This window comes from Uliginosibacterium sp. 31-12, from assembly GCF_030548425.1.
Lineage (GTDB): Bacteria > Pseudomonadota > Gammaproteobacteria > Burkholderiales > Rhodocyclaceae > Uliginosibacterium > Uliginosibacterium aquaticum.
Genome location: NZ_JAUOOA010000004.1, coordinates 23,248 through 40,761 on the forward strand (window position 1 = coordinate 23,248; position 17,514 = coordinate 40,761).

The 17,514-nt window shown below is 64.6% G+C and carries 19 protein-coding genes; 11 read left to right on the forward strand and 8 right to left on the reverse strand.

Annotated features, from left to right (window positions below; all coding sequences use genetic code 11):
- The gene (locus Q3Y64_RS09045) at positions 1-984 is read left to right on the forward strand and encodes a magnesium transporter CorA family protein (RefSeq protein WP_101940350.1); all 984 of its coding nucleotides are present in this window, start codon (positions 1-3) and stop codon (positions 982-984) included.
- Here Q3Y64_RS09045 and Q3Y64_RS09050 read toward each other — a convergent pair whose 3' ends face one another.
- The 3 genes from Q3Y64_RS09050 to dmeF form a co-directional block, all read right to left on the reverse strand.
- The gene (locus tag Q3Y64_RS09050; RefSeq protein WP_101940351.1) at positions 985-1,968 is read right to left on the reverse strand and encodes a bile acid:sodium symporter family protein; all 984 of its coding nucleotides are present in this window, start codon (positions 1,966-1,968) and stop codon (positions 985-987) included. It abuts the gene before it with no gap.
- Positions 1,969-2,072: 104 nt separating this feature from the next.
- Positions 2,073-3,602, reverse strand: a complete 1,530-nt coding sequence (locus Q3Y64_RS09055; protein ID WP_303561168.1) for a phytase — start codon at positions 3,600-3,602, stop codon at positions 2,073-2,075.
- A 67-nt stretch (positions 3,603-3,669) separates the two neighbouring features.
- A complete protein-coding gene (gene dmeF / locus Q3Y64_RS09060; RefSeq protein ID WP_303561170.1) occupies positions 3,670-4,620 on the reverse strand; it encodes a CDF family Co(II)/Ni(II) efflux transporter DmeF in 951 nt (316 codons plus the stop codon).
- A 54-nt stretch (positions 4,621-4,674) separates the two neighbouring features.
- Here dmeF and Q3Y64_RS09065 point away from each other — a divergent pair, with 54 nt between their 5' ends.
- The 3 genes from Q3Y64_RS09065 to Q3Y64_RS09075 all read left to right on the forward strand — a co-directional run bounded on the left by Q3Y64_RS09065 (position 4,675) and on the right by Q3Y64_RS09075 (position 5,868).
- Complete coding sequence (locus Q3Y64_RS09065) at positions 4,675-4,950, forward strand: metal/formaldehyde-sensitive transcriptional repressor (RefSeq protein WP_303561172.1); 276 nt, start codon at positions 4,675-4,677, stop codon at positions 4,948-4,950.
- 83 nt (positions 4,951-5,033) lie between these two features.
- Positions 5,034-5,489 carry a MerR family transcriptional regulator gene (locus Q3Y64_RS09070; protein WP_303561174.1) on the forward strand — a complete coding sequence of 152 codons (456 nt, stop codon included), beginning with the start codon at positions 5,034-5,036 and terminating at the stop codon, positions 5,487-5,489.
- Positions 5,431-5,868: a carboxymuconolactone decarboxylase family protein gene (locus tag Q3Y64_RS09075; protein ID WP_303561176.1), complete on the forward strand. Its 438-nt coding sequence runs from the start codon at positions 5,431-5,433 to the stop codon at positions 5,866-5,868. The genes Q3Y64_RS09070 and Q3Y64_RS09075 overlap by 59 nt, the downstream gene beginning before the upstream one ends.
- 113 nt (positions 5,869-5,981) lie before the next feature.
- On the opposite strand, the gene Q3Y64_RS09080 is transcribed toward Q3Y64_RS09075, so the two are convergent.
- Together Q3Y64_RS09080 and Q3Y64_RS09085 are read right to left on the reverse strand one after the other, a co-directional pair.
- Entirely contained in the window at positions 5,982-7,220 is a 1,239-nt protein-coding gene (locus tag Q3Y64_RS09080) for a cystathionine gamma-synthase family protein (protein WP_303561178.1), read from the reverse strand.
- A gap of 78 nt (positions 7,221-7,298) precedes the next feature.
- On the reverse strand, positions 7,299-8,375 hold the full coding sequence (locus Q3Y64_RS09085; RefSeq protein ID WP_303561180.1) for a GGDEF domain-containing protein: 1,077 nt from the start codon (positions 8,373-8,375) through the stop codon (positions 7,299-7,301).
- Between the two features lie 183 nt (positions 8,376-8,558).
- Here Q3Y64_RS09085 and Q3Y64_RS09090 point away from each other — a divergent pair, with 183 nt between their 5' ends.
- The 3 genes from Q3Y64_RS09090 to Q3Y64_RS09100 are packed head-to-tail and all read left to right on the forward strand — an operon-like array spanning position 8,559 to position 10,273.
- Positions 8,559-9,230 carry a CsgG/HfaB family protein gene (locus Q3Y64_RS09090; protein ID WP_101940983.1) on the forward strand — a complete coding sequence of 224 codons (672 nt, stop codon included), beginning with the start codon at positions 8,559-8,561 and terminating at the stop codon, positions 9,228-9,230.
- Between the two features lie 15 nt (positions 9,231-9,245).
- Entirely contained in the window at positions 9,246-9,608 is a 363-nt protein-coding gene (locus Q3Y64_RS09095; protein WP_101940359.1) for a DUF4810 domain-containing protein, read from the forward strand.
- Positions 9,605-10,273 carry a DUF799 domain-containing protein gene (locus Q3Y64_RS09100; protein ID WP_303561187.1) on the forward strand — a complete coding sequence of 223 codons (669 nt, stop codon included), beginning with the start codon at positions 9,605-9,607 and terminating at the stop codon, positions 10,271-10,273. The genes Q3Y64_RS09095 and Q3Y64_RS09100 overlap by 4 nt, the downstream gene beginning before the upstream one ends.
- A 21-nt stretch (positions 10,274-10,294) precedes the next feature.
- Here Q3Y64_RS09100 and Q3Y64_RS09105 read toward each other — a convergent pair whose 3' ends face one another.
- Positions 10,295-10,903 carry a TetR/AcrR family transcriptional regulator gene (locus Q3Y64_RS09105; RefSeq protein ID WP_101940361.1) on the reverse strand — a complete coding sequence of 203 codons (609 nt, stop codon included), beginning with the start codon at positions 10,901-10,903 and terminating at the stop codon, positions 10,295-10,297.
- A 101-nt stretch (positions 10,904-11,004) separates the two neighbouring features.
- On the opposite strand from Q3Y64_RS09105, the gene Q3Y64_RS09110 reads away from it, so the two are divergent.
- Genes Q3Y64_RS09110 through Q3Y64_RS09125 form a run of 4 tightly spaced genes read left to right on the forward strand, consistent with a single transcriptional unit; the run spans position 11,005 to position 15,475 of the window.
- Complete coding sequence (locus Q3Y64_RS09110; protein WP_303561190.1) at positions 11,005-12,456, forward strand: efflux transporter outer membrane subunit; 1,452 nt, start codon at positions 11,005-11,007, stop codon at positions 12,454-12,456.
- Positions 12,457-12,497: 41 nt separating this feature from the next.
- Positions 12,498-13,661 (forward strand): HlyD family secretion protein, encoded by a 1,164-nt coding sequence (locus Q3Y64_RS09115; RefSeq protein ID WP_170023244.1) that lies wholly within the window; start codon positions 12,498-12,500, stop codon positions 13,659-13,661.
- 10 nt (positions 13,662-13,671) lie between these two features.
- Positions 13,672-15,231: a DHA2 family efflux MFS transporter permease subunit gene (locus tag Q3Y64_RS09120; RefSeq protein WP_254048159.1), complete on the forward strand. Its 1,560-nt coding sequence runs from the start codon at positions 13,672-13,674 to the stop codon at positions 15,229-15,231.
- A gap of 34 nt (positions 15,232-15,265) precedes the next feature.
- Positions 15,266-15,475 carry a hypothetical protein gene (locus Q3Y64_RS09125; RefSeq protein ID WP_143707311.1) on the forward strand — a complete coding sequence of 70 codons (210 nt, stop codon included), beginning with the start codon at positions 15,266-15,268 and terminating at the stop codon, positions 15,473-15,475.
- Between the two features lie 152 nt (positions 15,476-15,627).
- Here Q3Y64_RS09125 and Q3Y64_RS09130 read toward each other — a convergent pair whose 3' ends face one another.
- Together Q3Y64_RS09130 and Q3Y64_RS09135 are read right to left on the reverse strand one after the other, a co-directional pair.
- Positions 15,628-15,876, reverse strand: coding sequence for a DUF2835 family protein (locus tag Q3Y64_RS09130; RefSeq protein WP_101940364.1), 249 nt, complete (start codon positions 15,874-15,876; stop codon positions 15,628-15,630).
- A 62-nt stretch (positions 15,877-15,938) separates the two neighbouring features.
- Positions 15,939-17,456 (reverse strand): fumarate hydratase, encoded by a 1,518-nt coding sequence (locus Q3Y64_RS09135; RefSeq protein WP_303561197.1) that lies wholly within the window; start codon positions 17,454-17,456, stop codon positions 15,939-15,941.
- Between the last annotated feature and the right edge of the window lie 58 nt (positions 17,457-17,514).

Genomic DNA, 17,514 nt, shown 5'->3' on the forward strand with positions numbered 1-17,514 from the left:
ATGAAACGTTGCTTCAACCTGCAGGCCGGCACCATCCAGCAAGCCGAGGGCGATCCGGCCGCAGCGCCGATCCGTGTCTACGCCGCGCCGGATCGCGCCGAGCGCGAGGAGTTGCGCAGCACGCTCGGGCTCGATGATTACGATCTCGACGCCGCACTGGACCCGGAAGAGATCCCGCGTGTCGAGTTCGGTGCGCAAGGCGCCGCCAACATCATCTGGAAGCGCCCCAAGAACGTTTCGATCGGCGCCCAGTTGCGCTTCGATGTGGCCTCGGTGGGCATCTTCGTGCGCCCCGATGCGGTGGTGCTGGTCACCGCCGAAGGCGAGCCGGACTTCTCGGAGCGCGAATTCCGCGGCATCCACAGCCTCAGCGATTTCCTGCTCAAGCTGCTGCTGCACACGGTGCACCACTATCTGGGCCACCTGAAAGTCATCAAGCAGATCAACGCCGAGCTGGGCAGCAAGATCAGCGTGTCGATGGAGAACCGCTACTACCTGCAGATGCTGGCCCTCTCCGAGAGCCTGATCTACTACGTGGACGGCATCGAAGCCAATGCGGCAGTGCTCGCCAAGCTGCGCAGCGCCACCCATCGCCTTGAGCTGAATCCCGTGCAGACCGAGATGCTGCACGACACGGTGCTGGATATGCAGCAGTGCGCGCGCCAGGCCGCGATCTACTCGAGCGTGCTCTCGGGCCTGATGGATGCGCGCGGCGCGATCATCAACAACAACGTCAACACCCTGCTGAAGAACCTGACCCTGATCAGCGTGATCTTCCTGCCGCTGAATCTGGTCGCCAGCATTGGCGGCATGTCCGAGTTCAGCGTGTGGACCGCCGGTCTGGACTGGCGCCTGTCCTACGGTCTGCTGGTGATCGGCATGGCGCTGGCCGGCTGGCTGGGTCTGCGCCTCATTGTGCAGCTCGCCAGCGGACACGGCCTCGGCTGGAACTGGCTGCCCTGGCCACGCCGGTTGCGTCGATAGTCAGGCCTTGTGCTGCTGCCCCCAGCGCCGCGCCAGCACGCTCACCATCACCAACTGCAACAGGTGGAAGATCATGATCGGCGCGATGATCAGGCCCAGCGCCGGGTTGCCGGCAAACATGATGCCGGCCATCGGCACCCCGGCCGCAAGCGATTTCTTGGAGCCGCAGAACTGGGCTGCGATACGGTCCTCACGCGAAAAACCGAGCCGGTCGCACAACAGCGCCAGAAGGCCCATTACGCCCCAGAACAGGACAACCGCGATGGCTGCGATCGCCAGCAGGGTCAGGATGCCTTGCTGCGCCCACACGCCTTCGTGCACCGAATCGGCAAAGGAGTTGGCCACGATGGCGACGATGGTGGCGCGGTCCAGCCAGCGCGTCACCGGCGCAGCCCGCTCCAGCTGGCGCAGCAGCAGGGGTCGCAGCAACTGGCCGAGCACGATGGGCACAACTACCATCAGCACGATCTTGCCGATTACCGGCCCGAGCGGCAGGCCGGCGCCCTGGGTCTTCAGATAGGCATTCACCCAAAGCGGCGTGATGAACACCCCGATCAGGCTGGACAGGCTGGCATTGAAGATCGCGCCAGGCACGTTGCCATGGGCGATGGAAGTCATCGTGACCGAAGACGACACGGTGGAGGGTAGGGCGCACAGGTAGAACAGGCCCAGTGCCAGCGGCGCGGCAAACAACTTGCCGAGCATGGCATCCAGCAGCAGCCCCAACAGCGGAAAGAGGATGAAGGTAGCGCCCTGCACCACGCAGTGCAGGCGCCAGTTGAGCAAGCCTGCGCGCATCCGCGCTGGCGACAGGCCCAAACCGTAGAGCAGGAAAACGACGGCCACCCCCCAGCTGGCATACCAGTCCAGATGGAGCAGACCGCCGCTGCGGCCAAGCTCCGGCCACACAGCGGCAAACAATGCAGAAGCCAGCAGGGCAAGGATGAAGCCATCCAGGCCAAAACGTCGAAGCAACGCGAACATCGGGCAACGGGTGATTCAGGGAAACCCCGAGTTTAACGCGCCTAGCCGCCCTCTCAGAAACCCGCCTGAGCGCCGGCCCAGCCAGCGGGCCGGCGCTCACATGCTCAGAATTTGCGCGGATCGAAGCTGTCGTATTTAGCCAGCCCGAGCGCGGTGGCGATCTTTTCCCAGGAGGTGTACTTCAGATTGGTCTGGTGAGTCACATCGCTCAGATTGTCCAGGTCGTCGTTATAGCCGTCCTGGCTGATGAACACGCCATAGGGATAGCCCGGCAGCTGCAACGCAATCACGTCCGCGCCATCACACTCCTGCACCCCATCGAGCTGCCCGGCCGCGCCCTTGCTGATGCGGAAGCCGCCCTTGAAGACCGGCGTCTTGCTGCCGTCGAGCGTAAGTACCACGAAGCTGTCGTCATACGGCGCATCAGCCAGGGTAGCTCCGGTGCCATGCGCGCCGCCCTGGCTGGAGGCGATCAGATAGCCGCCACCGTCCGGGCCGTAGTAGATGCTGAGGCCTTCCAGATCGCGCGAGATGCGACTCTCCGGGTTGAAGAAGCTGTGTTTGACGCTGGTGGTCCCGTCCACATAGCTCGCCACGCCGCTGCCTCGGGTCTCGTAGAAAGGCGCCGTGCTATCGAGTTTCTCGCCGGTCTTCAGATTGATGCGCCAGATGCCCACGTCTTCCTGGCCGGCGTAGAGGATGCCGTTGCGCTGATCCACCACCATGCCTTCAAACTGCGGACTCCAATCGCGCGAGGCATCAGTGTCGCTCGCTTCCAGCAGGCTCTGGCCCTTGTAGGTATAGGGGAAGCGCCAGTCACGTCCGCTCACGGCTGCCACGTTGACCGTACCGCCCACCTCGGCCACCAGCTCGAACTGCTGCACCCGCGCCTGCTTGCGCTGATTCACCAGCACATAGTGCTTGCCACTCGCGCTGTCGCTCCAGTGGGTCAGTCCATACACCGTGTTCTGCTTGGAAACCTTGATCGACACATCCTTGCTGCTGTCCGCCTCGCTGCCAGTCGCTGGCACCAGCGGGAACAGGCGCAAAGGCGTGGCCGAAGTGATGTCGGTAAGCGGAGCGGCGCTGTCGCCATCAATCTTCCAGACCCGGATCAGATCCTGGCCACGATCGCTGGCCACCGCGAGATCGACCGTCGTGCCGTCGGCCAGCTTGAAGCCATAGACCACGTCGACATTGTTGAAGCGGCTCTTGCCGGCCGTGTCATGCACCAGGATGCTGGCAGCGATGCTCTGCACCGCCCGGCCTTGCAGGTCATAAACCCTCAGGCCGCCATCCTTGACTGCGGCCACCACCAGGCTCTTGCTGCGATCCGTGGCATGTACCCAGATAGCAGGATCATCGACATCACCGCTCGCGGCAGCCATGTTTTCGGTTTCCAGATCAAAGCTCAGCGCGGCCACGCTGTAACTGGAAGCCGACGAAGCCCCCACACTGCTCGCCGCACTGGCGCTTGAGGCACTGCTGCTGACGCTGGCCGCGGAAGAAGCAAGGCTGCTGGTAGCGCTGGAAGAAGAGGAGGGCGTGGCTGACTCGCTGGAGCCGGCACCACCGCAAGCGGTCAGCAGACTGGCGAGCAGCAGGCAGGATCCTGCCGCAAGGGAATATTTCATGAACTTCGGGCCTCGTAGAAAGGCCCGCAGTCTGCTGCCGGCGGATTACCGCAGGATGACAAACGGATTACACGACAGGCTGTGGCTCCAGCTCGACGGTGATGTGCACCAGCTCTTCATGGATCGCCAGCTGGGCGCGGAAGTACTCCGCACTCACCGGCTCACTCGCCGTCAGGCTCAGGATCACCGCATAGCTGCCCTTGCCCACTCGCCACACATGCAGATCGCGGATCGTGGCCGGCACCGGGCTGGCAGCGATCACCTCGCGAATTTCCTCCACCACCGGCGCATCCATCTCGGCGTCGAGCAGCACGCGGCCGGTCTGGGTCAGCAGGCCGATGGCCCATTTGCCGACCAGCAGCGCGCCGGCAATGCCCATCAGCGGATCGAGCCAGTCCGCACCCCACAACTTGCCGGCGAACAGGGCGATGATGGCGGCGACCGAGGTGGCCGCATCGGCCAGCACATGCAGATAGGCCGCACGCAGGTTCAGGTCGTGGTGATGATGGTCGTGCGTGTGATCATGGTGATGTTCGTGCTCATGATCGTGCCCGTGCCCATGCGAATCGTGCAGCAGCCAGGCGCAGACCAGATTCACGCCCAGCCCGATGGCCGCGATCAGCATGGCCTCGTCATAGCGGATCGGCAGCGGGGAAAACAGGCGCTGCGCTGACTCCCATACCATCAGCAGCGCCACGCCGACCAGGCACAGGGCGCTGGTGTAGCCGCCCAACACCTCGAATTTCCAGGCGCCGAAAGAAAAACGCGCATCCGCCGCATAGCGCCGCGCCAGCGCATACGCCAGCAGCGACAGCCCCAGGGCCAGCGCATGCGAGCTCATGTGCCAGCCGTCGGCCAGCAGCGCCATCGAGTTGAAATACCAGCCGCCGGCGATCTCGGCCACCATCATCACGGCGGTGAGGATTACCGCCCAGCGCGTCTTGCGCTCGGCGAGCGGATTGCCGGCGTCGAACTGGCCAGCTTGCAGGCAGTGATGAGCGGAAGGGCGCGATTGCATGATTGTTTGTGCTCGGTGTATATACTCCCCCCCAGTATAAACCCGAGACCTGCCATGGCCCATACCATCCGTGATCGCAAACCCCTGCTGACCCGCGTACGCCGTATCCAGGGCCAGTTGCGCTCGCTGGAAACCACGCTCAATGCAGGTGGCGACTGTGCGGCCGTACTGCAGCAGATCGCGGCTGTGCGCGGTGCGGTAGCCGGGCTGATGAACCAAGTGCTGGAAGGCCACATCCGCGAGCATCTGGGGGATCCGGAAGCCACGCCCGAAGAGCGCACGCAGGATGTCGAGCAGGTCGTTGCCGCCCTGCGCTCGTATCTCCGCTAAGCCCGGCCTGGCGCTGGCCGCCTTGCCACCGGGCAGCACGGCGTGCTTGACTTCGAGTGCACTCAAACTTCGAGAATGCCACCATGGATACGCAACTCAGCATTCAGCAGCTCGCCGCGAGCACCGGTCTGAGCCCCCACACCCTGCGCTACTACGAGCGGATCGGCCTGATCCAGAACGTAGCGCGGGATGCCGGCGGGCGGCGGCGCTATACGGCAGCGGATCTGGACTGGCTGCGCTTCCTGATGCGCCTGCGTCAAACTGGCATGTCCATCACCGAAATGCTGCGCTACGCCGGATTACGACGAGAAGGCAGCAGCACGCAGGCCGAACGCTGCGCGATGATAGAAGCCCAGCTTGCTCACGTCCGCGAGGAAATCGCCCGCCTGCAGGCTCTGGCGGGTTTTCTGGCCGACAAGGTGGACGGGTATCACGACGCCCTGCGCATCTCCATGAATGCAGCAAACACGGAGATCAAACATGCTGAATCACGAAGAAACCCGCTTCCAGAACGGCCTCGCAAAACTCGCCGAAGTTGATGGTCAGGCCGGCGAGAAGGTGATCGCCGCACTTCAGGACATCGCGCCGGATTTCGCCCGCCTGCTGGTGTCCTTTGCCTTTGGCGACATCTACAGCCGCCCCGGCCTCGATCTGAAATCTCGCGAGATAGGTGTAGTCGCTGCCCTGACGGCGCTCGGCAATGCAAAACCGCAACTCAAGGTGCATATCCACGCGGCACTCAATGTCGGCTGCAGCCGCGAGCAGATCATTGAGACCATCATGATGATGAGCGTCTACGCCGGCTTTCCGGCTGCGTTGAATAGCCTGTTCGCCGCCCAGGAAGTGTTTGCGGAAACGGAGCACGAAGCGCATTGCCGGCCAGCGCCTCCGCCGGCCCCCTGCAGCATGCCTGCCTGAAGCCCTCGCCGGCCAAGCACGGGGGCAGCAACCGGAACCAGCAGGCTCAATCGCCGCATGCTGTCAGACACAGATTGCGCTGCGGTCCGGCCGGAACCGGCCCGCACGGACAATCACCCGGCCTTGGCCAGCGCCTGCTCGAAGTCGGCAATGAGATCGTCGGCATCCTCGATACCGACCGAGATGCGCACAGTGCCGTCAGCAATCCCCATCTCGGCACGGCGCATCGGCCCCATCTCGGCGTAGATGGTGTGCGCCACCGGAATCACCAGCGTGCGGTTGTCGCCCAGATTGCTGGCCAGCACGGCCAGCTCCAGCGCATCGAGGAACTTGAAGCAATCCACTTCCGGCTTCAGCTCGATGGCCATCAGGCCACCGAAGTTGCGGAACAGTTCGCGGGCGCGCGCGTGCTGCGGATGACTCGCCAGGCTCGGATGGAAAACCCTGGCAATCGCCGGTTGCGCGGCAAACCAGGCGGCGAGCCGGGCAGCGTTGTCAGCCGCACGCTGCTGGCGCAGAGGCAGGGTTTCGGCGCCGATGGCGATGTGGTGCGCGGCTTCAGGCGCCAGCGTGGCGCCCATGTCACGCAGGCCCTTCTTTTTGATCTGGGTGAGGCCCCAGTTGCTGGCCGCGCCGGTCTTGTAGCCTTCGATCAGGTTGGGGAAGCGGCTCCAGTCGAACAGGCCGGTCTCGGTCACCGAACCGCCCAAAGCGTTGCCATGGCCGCAGATGTATTTCGACAGTGAATTGATCACCAGATGCGCGCCCACTGCCTTGGGGCGGAAGTTCCATGGCGAAGTCATGGTGTTGTCGACCACGTAGAGCAGGCCGCGCGCCGTACAGAGCTGGCCGATGGCGGCCAGATCGGCGATCTGGGTACAGGGGTTGGCAATGGTTTCAACAAAGACTGCGCGGGTGTTCGGCTGCAGTGCGGCCTCAACATTCTGCGCATCGGTGGCATCGACGAAAGTGACCTCGATGCCAAAGTTCTTGAAGGTATTGAAGACACTGTTGGTGTTGCCGAACAGGAATGCGCTCGACACCAGATGATCTCCTGCCTTCAGCAGCGCCAGGAAGGTGGCGCTGATGGCCGCCATGCCGGTGGCGAAGCAACAGGTAGCGAGCCCGTCTTCCATCAGGCTGAGTTTCTTCTCAAGCGCCACCACGGTCGGGTTGATCTGGCGACCGTAAGTGAAGCCGGCCTGCTTGCCCTGGAACACGGCGGCAATATCGGCGGCGCTGGCATGCTCGAAAGTGATCGAGTTGTGCACCGGCTTGTGCAGTGAGCCATGCTCGATACCGCCGGCGCGATCACTGTGGAGGATGGCGGTGGTGAAACCCTTGGCCTTCATCTGGAAACCTCGTTCAACATGGCGAAACAACCGCCATTGTCCGTCAAGGCAGGGCTTCTATGCACGGAACCGATGCATCTATACGCCAGTTTCGACGCGATTGCGTCCGCCGGCCTTGCCGCGATACAGCGCTTCGTCGGCCCGGTTGATGGCGGCATGCCAGTTTTCCTGTGGGTCCAGAAGGCTCACACCGAGGGTCAGGGTGACCGGAATCGCCTGGCCCTCAAAGCTGATCACACACGCCTCAACGGCTGCACGCAGGCGCTCGGCAATCGCGGCAGCCCCTGCTCCCGTCGCATCCGGCAGCAGGATCAGGAACTCCTCGCCGCCCCAGCGAGCCACGCAGTCGTACTCGCGTACGGTCGCCTGGAGCAGCTTGGCCACCGTTTGCAGCACATGGTCCCCCGCTGCGTGACCGTGGCTGTCATTGATGCGCTTGAAATGATCGATATCGCACAGGATCAGTGACAGCGGCTGGTGGGTGCGCTGGCTGCGGGCAATCTCGCGTTCGGCGAGTTCGGTGATGGCGCGGCGGTTGACAAGGCCGGTGAGTGGATCGCTGCTGGCGATCCGGTGCAGCGCCTGCTCCGCTTCATGCACGGACAAGGCATGAGCATGGGCAATCCAGGCCAGGATGGCGCAGAAACCGATGATGTTGAAGTGGCGAAGGACGGCGGTGAGCGTGGGCGTCAGCGCGTAGAGCGGGGTCTCGGTCGCCAGCCAGGTGTCGCAGAGCAGGAAGAAAGCAACGATCACCGCGCCCTGGAAGAGCTTGTGCGAGAGCGGCCGGCTCAGGCTGGAAAAACTCGGCAGCAGGGTGCCGATCAGGTAAAGCTGAAAGCCAGCCCCAGGGCCCAGCAACATTACCGCCAGCAGGGCCTGAGCAAAGATCACCTGCCATACCAACAGCCGCAGCCTGCTCGGCGGAATACCAGACCTGCTAGTCGCCCTGAATACCCATGCATGATAAAGACTTCCCCCCAAATAGGCGGCAGCGAGTGGCCAGATCTGCAGGATCGCGAACAGCAAGGCAAAGCCGACATTCAAGACGATGCTGACCGGCCCCAGGCGCAAGCCGATGCGACGCTGCTCCTCATGCAGGGTCTGCAACAGGCGGTCTTCATCGAGATCGGAGGCTGGCGGGCGGGCGGGCATGAAAACTTCCTTGAGGGCAGATCCCTCTTTCTAGCAGCTTCCGCTCGCCTCTCTACGCAGGACTTCACCGATGGTCAGCTTGCCGTCAGGCACCGTATGCCGGGCTGGGCATAGCGATCAGGTATGCTGCGGGGCTCCGCGCGGCCTGCCGATGCCGGCGGCCCCCTTGTCGAGGACCCGAACATGACAAAACTTTCCTTCTTCCCGTTGCTGCTGGCCGCCCTGTGCACGCTGGCCGGCTGCGCCACCGAATCCTCCCGCAGCCTGGCCGTAGCCAAGGTCGAAACCGCCAACCAGCCCTATGCCGGCGCACGCAGCCCGCTGTCGGTCGGCAAGTTCGACAATCGTTCGAGCTATCTGCGCGGCGTATTCTCCGACAACGTCGACCGCCTCGGCGGCCAAGCCAAGACCATCCTGATCACCCATCTGCAGCAGACTGGCCGCTTCGTCGTGCTGGACCGCGACAACATGCAGGAAATCGCCCAGGAAGCCGGTCTCAACAAGCAGGCGCAGAACCTCAAGGGGGCCAATTACGTGGTGACGGGCGACGTCAGCGAGTTCGGCCGCAAGGAAGTCGGCGATATGCAGCTCTTCGGCATCCTGGGCCGTGGCCGCGAGCAGGTGGCCTATGCCAAGGTGAATCTGAACGTGGTCAACGTGCTGACTTCCGAAGTGGTCTATTCGGTGCAGGGCGCCGGCGAGTACAGCCTGTCCAACCGCGAGGTGGTCGGCTTCGGCGGCACCGCCAGCTACGACTCGACCCTCAACGGCAAGGTGCTGGATCTGGCCATCCGCGAAGCGGTGAACAATCTCGTGCGCGGCGTCGAGAGCGGCGCCTGGCGCCCCGTCCAGTAAAGGCACCAGCTTCCGATGCGGATCAAGACCACACTCGGCGGCCTGCTACTGGCCGCCCTGCTGGCGGGTGGCTGCGCCACCCGCACGCCCACGCTCTACTACTGGGGTGACTATCAGCCGCAGCTGTATGCCTATCTGAAGAACGAGGGCAGCAGCCACCCCGAGCAGATCCTCGCCCTGCAGAAAATCATCGAAGAGGCCAAGGCTGCCAACAAATCCGTGCCGCCCGGCTTCTACGCCCATCTGGGGCTACTGCAGATCAACGAGGGCAAGCCGGAACTGGCGCGTCAGGCCTTCGAAACCGAGAAGACCCTGTTCCCGGAATCGGCCGCTTACATGGATTTCCTGCTCCGCAAACTGGCCGGAGGCAAAGCATGATCCGCATCCTGAAGCTCGTTCCGCTGCTGGCCTTGGCCGCGCTCGCCACCGGTTGCGCCACCTCGCCGCAAGCCTATGACTACGCAGCCTTCCGGCGCGCCCAGCCGCGCTCCATTCTGGTTCTGCCGCCGGTGAACAAGTCACCGGACATCAAGGCCAGCAACAGCGTGATGTCCTACGTCAGCTACCCGCTGGCCGAGTCCGGTTACTACGTCTATCCGGTCACCGTGGTGGATGAAACCTTCCGCCAGAACGGCCTGACCCAGCCCGACGAAATCCACGCCGTGGCGCCCGCCAAGCTGCACGAGATCTTTGGCGCGGATACCGTGATGTACATCGAGATCACCGACTACGGCACGCGCTACCAGATCTTCTCCAGCGACACGCGGGTCACCTGCAGCGGCCGTCTGGTGGATCTGCGCAGCGGCGACACGCTGTGGATCGGCTCAGCCACGGCCTCCACCAACGAGGATCAGGGCAACTCCGGGAATGGCGTGATCGGCATGCTGGTCAAGGCGGCGGTCGACCAGATCGTCAACACCCTCAGCGATCAGGGCCACCGCGTGGCCGGGGTCACCAGCCAGCGCCTGCTGGCCGCGCGCCCCAACGGCATCCTGTACGGCCCGCGCTCCCCGCGCTACGCACTCGACGCAGCGCCGAAGTAAGCTGATCCGCCGCCGGCCACCTCAGACGGTGGCCGGCGCATAGCCGCACAGGAAGACCTGCACCGCACGTGCCACCATCGGCGCAATGCTGGCCGGCTCGATCTCATCCTGTACGCCCAGCAGCAGGCGCTCCAGACTCTCAGCCTTGAGCAGGCCGAGGAAATGGTGGGCAGCAATCATCTTGTCTTCGCTGCGTAGCTTGCCCAGCGCCATCGCCTGCTGCATGAAGTCGGCCAGCATCTGCAAACCTTCGAGCGGGCCACGCTCGTAGAACAGACGTCCCACATTGCTCTTGCCGGCCTCCGCAAACAGATTGCGGTGCGCACAAACCATATCCGGCTGGCTGATCCGGCCCAGGAAGCGTTCACCGAAAACCTGCAGCGTGTTGCCCAGATCCGCAGCAGGATCGAGCAGGGCGAAGATTTCGCGCATGTGCGCCTCGGCAAACTGGCGCACCACGGCCACGAACAGCTCCTCCTTGGAGCTGAAGTAGCTGTACAGCGTGGCCTTTGAGCCGCCTACCCGCGTCGCGATTTCGGACATCGAGGCGGCCTCGAAGCCGAACTCCCGGAAGACCTCGCTGGCGACTTCCACGATGTTCTGGCGACGTGCTTCGCACTTGATCCGCATGGCTGAAACCTTTTTTTAAACTCACCCGTACAGTTTTGCTTGACAAGGCGCCGCTGTCAATTAAAACTGTACCGTACAGTACAGTTAATAAGGAAGCCGTCGTGCCCTCCCTCCCCAATACCCCTGCTGCAGCGCGGGTTTCACCCTCCCTCACCGTCCTGGCGCTGACCAGCCTGCTGGCCCTCGCAGCCTGTGCCCAGATTCCGCAAACCGGCCCGCTCAGCGCACTCAAGCCTGCCGCAGACTGGTCCGCCGAGCAGAGCCTCGCCGCCCCCGCCCAACGCTGGCCGCAGGATCGCTGGTGGAATGACTATGCTGATGCCCAGCTTGATCGCCTGATCGAAGAAGCCCTGGCCGGCGCCCCCAGCCTGCGCGCCGCTGCTGCCCGCCTGCAGCGCGCCGAAGCCGGTGTGCAGACCCGTCAGGCCAGCGGCGGGCCGCAGCTCACGGCCAATGCCTCGGCTTCCGAAGCCAAACAGAGTTACAACTACCTCACGCCCAAGAGCATGTCGCCGCAGGGCTGGAACGACTACGGCCGGATCAGCCTGGATTTCAGCTGGGAGCTGGATTTCTGGGGCAAGAACCGCAGCGCCGTGGCTGCCGCCACCTCCGAGCGCGAAGCCGCTGCCGCCGATGCCGCCCAGGCCGCGCTGCTGCTGTCGAGCTCAATTGCCAGTGGCTACGCCGAGCTGGCCCGCCTGCACGCCGCCCGCGACACCGCCGCCGCCGCGCTGGAAGTGCGCAGCAAGACCGCCCAGCTGTTCCAGGAACGCTATACCAACGGCCTCGAAACGCTCGGCAGCGTGCGTGGCGCCGAAGCCCGCCAGGCCTCGGCCGAAGGCGATCTGCTGGCCGCCGACGAGAGCATCGCCCTGCAGCGCAATTACCTCGCCGAGCTGCTTGGCGCCGGCCCGGACCGTGGCCTCGCCATCGCCCGCCCGACGATCCGCCTCGACCACGCGCCGGGCCTGCCCGGCCAGCTCGCGCTGGAATTGCTGGGCCGCCGCCCGGACGTGATCGCCGCCCGCCTGCGCGCCGAAGCCGCTGCCAAGCGCATCGATTCGGCCAAGGCCGAGTTCTACCCGAACGTGAATCTCTCCGCCTTCATCGGCGTGCAATCCCTGGGGCTGGACCAGCTCTTCAAGTCTGGTTCGGATATCGGTTCGGTCGGCCCGGCAATCTCCCTGCCGATCTTCGACAGCGGCCGCCTGCAGGCGCAGTACAAGAGCCGCCGCGCCGACTACGAGGAATCCGTGGCGAACTACGACAGCACCGTGACCCAGGCGCTGCGTGAAGTGGCCGATGCGGCGGTGAGCCAGCGTGCCTTGGCACCGCGTCTGGAGCGTGGCGAAGCGGCGTTCGGCGCTGCGAAACAGGCATGGCAGATCGCCCGCAACCGCTATGACGGCGGCCTCTCGAACTACCTCGACGTGCTCAGCGCCGAAGACGCGATGCTCAGCAGCCTGCGCGGCCTGACCGATCTGCAGTCCCGCGCCTTCAGCCTCGACGTGGCCCTGGTGCGTGCCCTCGGCGGCGGCTACCAGCACAACTGAACCCGACCCTCTCCCCCGACCCGAATTCAAGGAAAACCATCATGTCCCAGACCTCCACCGCCAAGATCCACGCCGTCAGCGAAGAAGACCTCGCCATCGATGCCCGCAACGGCCAGCGCCGCAAGACCCTGTTCACCGCACTCGGCGGCGTCGTAGCACTGGCTGTTGTCGGCTACAGCCTCTACTACGGTCTCTACGCCTCACACTTCGTCACCACCGACAACGCCTATGCCGCCGCCGAGATTGCCCAGGTCACCCCCGCCGTCGGCGGCACCGTGCGCGAAGTGAAGGTCAGCGATACCCAGGCCGTGAAGGCCGGCGATGTGCTGATCGTGATCGACGACACCGATGCGCGTCTGGCGCTGGCCCAGGCCGAAGCCGAATATGGCCGCGCAGTGCGCAAGGTGCGCGGCTACCAGGCCACCGATAGCGGCCTCTCGGCCCAGATCGCCGCACGGGCAGCCGACGAACAGCGCGCCGCCGCCCAACTCGCTTCGGCCGAGTCCGATTTCGAACGCGCCGGTATCGATCTGCGTCGCCGCGAAGCCCTGGCCGGCTCCGGCTCGGTCTCCGGCGAAGAGCTGAGCCGCGCCCGCAACAGCTTCGATGCGGCCCAGGCTGCACTGGCTGCGGCCAAGGCCGGCGCCGCCCAGGCCCGCGCCAACCGCGCCGCCGCCGTCGGCTCGCGTGAAGCGAACTCAGTGCTGATCGACGACAGCACGCTCGAGACCAACCCCGAAGTGGCGCTCGCTCGCGCCCGCCGCGATCAGGCCCTGGTCGACCTGCAGCGCACCGTAGTGCGCGCGCCGGTGGATGGCGTGGTGGCTCGCCGCGCGGTGCAGGTGGGCCAGCGCGTGCAGGCCGGTGCCAGCCTGCTCTCGGTGGTGCCGGTGGCGCGCATGCACGTCGATGCGAACTACAAGGAAGTCCAGCTGCAGGACGTGCGCGTAGGCCAGAAGGTTGAGCTGCGCGCCGACATCTATGGCGACAAGGTGACTTACCACGGCACGGTGGCCGGCTTCTCCGGCGGCACCGGCGCTGCCTTCGCCGCCATCCCGGCGCAGAACGCCAGCGGCAACTGGATCAAGGTGGTGCAGCGCCTGCCGGTGCGCATCGAGCTCGACCCGACCGATCTGGCCGCCCACCCCTTGCAGGTCGGCCTCTCCATGCACGCCACCATCGACACCCGCAGCAGCACCAACTGAGCACCGCCCCATGAATCAGGCTCTTCTCCCCAACGGCGAGCAGCCCCTGCGCGGGGGCATGCTGATTGTCGGCGCACTGGTGCTGGCACTGGCGAACTTCATCGCCGTGCTGGACATGACCATCGCCAACGTGTCGGTCGCCACGATCGCCGGCAGTCTCGGCGTCACCAGCAGCCAAGGCACCTGGGTGATCACCTCCTACGCGGTGGCCGAGGCCATCACCGTACCGCTCACCGGCTGGCTGGCCGGGCGCTTCGGCGCGGTACGCGTGTTCGTGACCTCCATGGCCCTGTTCGGCCTCGCATCCCTGTTGTGCGGCTTCTCGAACTCGCTGGGCATGCTGGTGGGCGCGCGCGTGCTACAGGGGCTGGCCGGTGGCCCGCTCATGCCGCTGTCGCAAACCCTGCTGCTGCGCATCTTCCCGAAGGACAAGGCCGCGGCAGCCACAGCGATCTGGGCCATGACCACCCTGGTCGCCCCGATTCTCGGCCCCATCGTGGGCGGGGTGATCTGCGACCAGAGCCACTGGTCCTGGATCTTCTACATCAACGTGCCGATCGCCCTGATATGCGCCTGGTTCGGTTGGGGTCTGCTCAAGCGCTACGAGACTGGTCTGGAAAAGGCACCGATCGACAAAATTGGCCTCGCCCTGCTGATCATCTGGGTTGGCGCCCTGCAGATCATGCTCGACGAAGGCAAGAATCTGGACTGGTTTTCCTCGCCACTCATCGTAGGTCTCGCCATCGTAGCCGTGATCGGCTTCGCGGCCTTCCTGATCTGGGAGCTCAACGAGCGCCACCCGATCGTGGACCTGCGGGTGTTCCGCCATCGCGGCTATTCCTTCGGCGTGCTCACGCTGGTGCTGGCCTTCGGCGCCTTCTTCGGCGCCAATGTGCTGACCCCGCTGTGGCTGCAGCAGCACATGGGTTACACCGCCACCTGGTCAGGCATGGCCACGGCCTGGAGCGGCGTGCTGGCGGTGCTGTGCGCGCCCTTCGCAGCGATGCTCTCGAGCAAGATCGACTCGCGTCCGCTGGTCTTCTTCGGCGTCTCCTGGCTCGGCGCGGTCACCCTGTGGCGCGCCTTCGGCACCACCGACATGACCTACTGGCAGGTCGCCCTGCCGCTGCTGGTGATGGGCATCGGCATGCCCTTCTTCTTCGTGCCGCTCACTGGCCAGATCCTGGGCAGCGTGGAAGAACGCGAGACCGCCTCGGCCGCCGGCCTGATGAACTTCCTGCGGACGCTCGCCGGGGCCTTTGCCACCTCGCTGACCACCGCCAGCTGGGAAGACCGCATCCAGTTCAACCGCGCCGACATGGTGGCCACGCTCGATCCGGTGAATCAGGCCGGCGTCGCCAGCCAGCTCGATCCACTCGGCTCAGCCGCCCATGCCTTGCAAGACCCGGGCACCCTCGGCTCGCTTGAACGCCTGGTCGAAGGCCAGAGCGTGATGCTCGCCACCAACCAACTGTTCATGCTGATCGCCGTGATCCTGTTCGTGGCGGCCTGCAGCATCTGGCTAGCCCCGCGCGCCACGCGCGCCGTGGATCCCTCGGCCTCGCACTGATGAATTGATGAATCTGAACTACGGAGGACAGCTCATGCATCCCGATAACGCACCCCGCTCCCTCGCCAGCCTGCCAGGCTGGCGCCTGCCGGTTTTCAGCCTGTCGCACCTGGCAGCCATGCTGCTGGGCTTGCTGGTTGTCGCTTACGTGGCTGGCTGGATGGTCGGTCAGGAACAGGAGCGCGATCTGCAGCGCGCCCGCCAACTCGCTTGCCAGGCCGACCAGCACTGCCTGCGCCCCTGACAGACAAGTCTCAGAAGCTGTTCACGATCTTACTGCGAGGCCGTGATCAGGGCTCATGCGCTGCTCGGAATCCTCATTGATCAACATAAACTCCGGTTCCTGTGCGTATCGATGCCCTGCTGACGGCCTCTCGCTACAGATCGTGCAGCGTCTCAGGCGCGCACCCGGATCGAGCGCGGTCGCGGCCTGCGGCTGAGCCTGGCGCCCTTGTTGTGATCGTCGCAGGTCAGCACGAATTCGCCGTGGATGCCGTCGGCCAAAACGAATTCGCGCAGCAGCCCGGCCGGAAAGCTCATGGTCTGGCCGTTGGCCAGATTCACCACCACCTGCAATACCTCGCCACGGTAATAGGCGAGGTATTGGGTGGGGCTGATGTCGAGGCGGAATTCGAAGCGCTTCATGGGTGGAATTTTGCCATCACATGAAAAAGCCCGCATCGCTGCGGGCTTTGGAGGTGTCCAACTCAGGCCGTCTTGACCGGGATCTTGCCGATCTTTGCCTGCCATTCCTTCGGCCCGGTTTCATGTACCGAAATGCCGGTGGAATCCACCGCCACAGTCACCGGCATGTCCTGAACGGTGAATTCGTAGATGGCTTCCATGCCCAGATCCTCGAAGGCCAGTACGCGCGCGGCCTTGATCGCCTTGGAGACGAGGTAGGCGGCGCCGCCCACAGCCATCAGGTACACCGACTGGTGCTTCTTGATGGCTTCGATGGCGACCGGGCCGCGCTCGGACTTGCCGATCATGCCCAAGAGACCCGTCTGTGCCAGCACCTGCTCGGTGAACTTGTCCATGCGCGTGGCGGTGGTGGGGCCGGCCGGGCCGACGACTTCGTCGCGCACCGGGTCGACCGGGCCGACGTAGTAGATGAACTTGCCAGCCAGATCGACCGGCAGCTTTTCACCCTTGTTGAGCATGTCGGTCATGCGCTTGTGCGCGGCGTCGCGGCCGGTGAGCATCTTGCCGTTGAGCAGCAGCACGTCGCCCGGCTTCCATGAGGCGACTTCTTCGCGGGTCACGGTGTCCAGATTCACGCGCTTGCCCTTGGAGGCGTCGTAGGTGAGGCTGGGCCAATCGTCCAGCGAAGGCGGGTCCAGATAGACCGGGCCGCTGCCATCCAGCTCGAAGTGGGCGTGGCGGGTAGCCGCGCAGTTCGGAATCAGGGCGACGGGCAGGTTGGCAGCGTGGGTCGGGTAGTCGAGGATCTTCACGTCGAGCACGGTGGTCAGGCCGCCGAGGCCTTGTGCGCCGATGCCCAGCGCGTTCACCTTTTCGTACAGCTCAATGCGCAGCTCTTCGGCGCGGGTCTTGGGGCCGCGCTCGATCAGGTCGAGGATGTCGATCGGCTCCATCAGCGCTTCCTTGGCCAGCAGCATGGCCTTCTCGGCGGTGCCGCCGATGCCGATGCCGAGCATGCCGGGCGGGCACCAGCCAGCGCCCATGGTCGGCACGGTTTTCAGCACCCAGTCGACGATGGAGTCCGAGGGATTCAGCATGGCGAACTTGCTCTTGGCTTCCGAGCCACCGCCCTTGGCGGCGACGATCACGTCCACCTTGTCACCCGGCACGATGCTCATGTTGATCACTGCCGGGGTGTTGTCCTTGGTGTTAGCGCGCTTGCCGGCCGGGTCAGCCAGCACCGAGGCGCGCAGCTTGTTGTCCGGATGGTTGTAGGCGCGGCGCACGCCTTCGTTCACCGCATCTTCCAGCGAACCGGTGAAACCTTCCCATTGCACGTTCATGCCGACCTTGAGGAAGACGGTGACGATGCCGGTGTCCTGACAGATCGGGCGGTGCCCTTCGGCACTCATGCGCGAGTTGATCAGGATCTGCGCCATCGCATCCTTGGCGGCCGGGCTGGCCTCCATCTCGTAGGCACGGGCGAGGCCCTTGATGTAATCCACCGGATGGTAGTAGCTGATGTATTGCAGGGCGGCGGCGACGCTGTCAATCAGGTCGGCTTGCTTGATGGTGGCCATATAAGTTCTCTCTTTGTTTTCGGCTAGGGCTGACATGGCTGGGGCCGTAGGTGCGGCC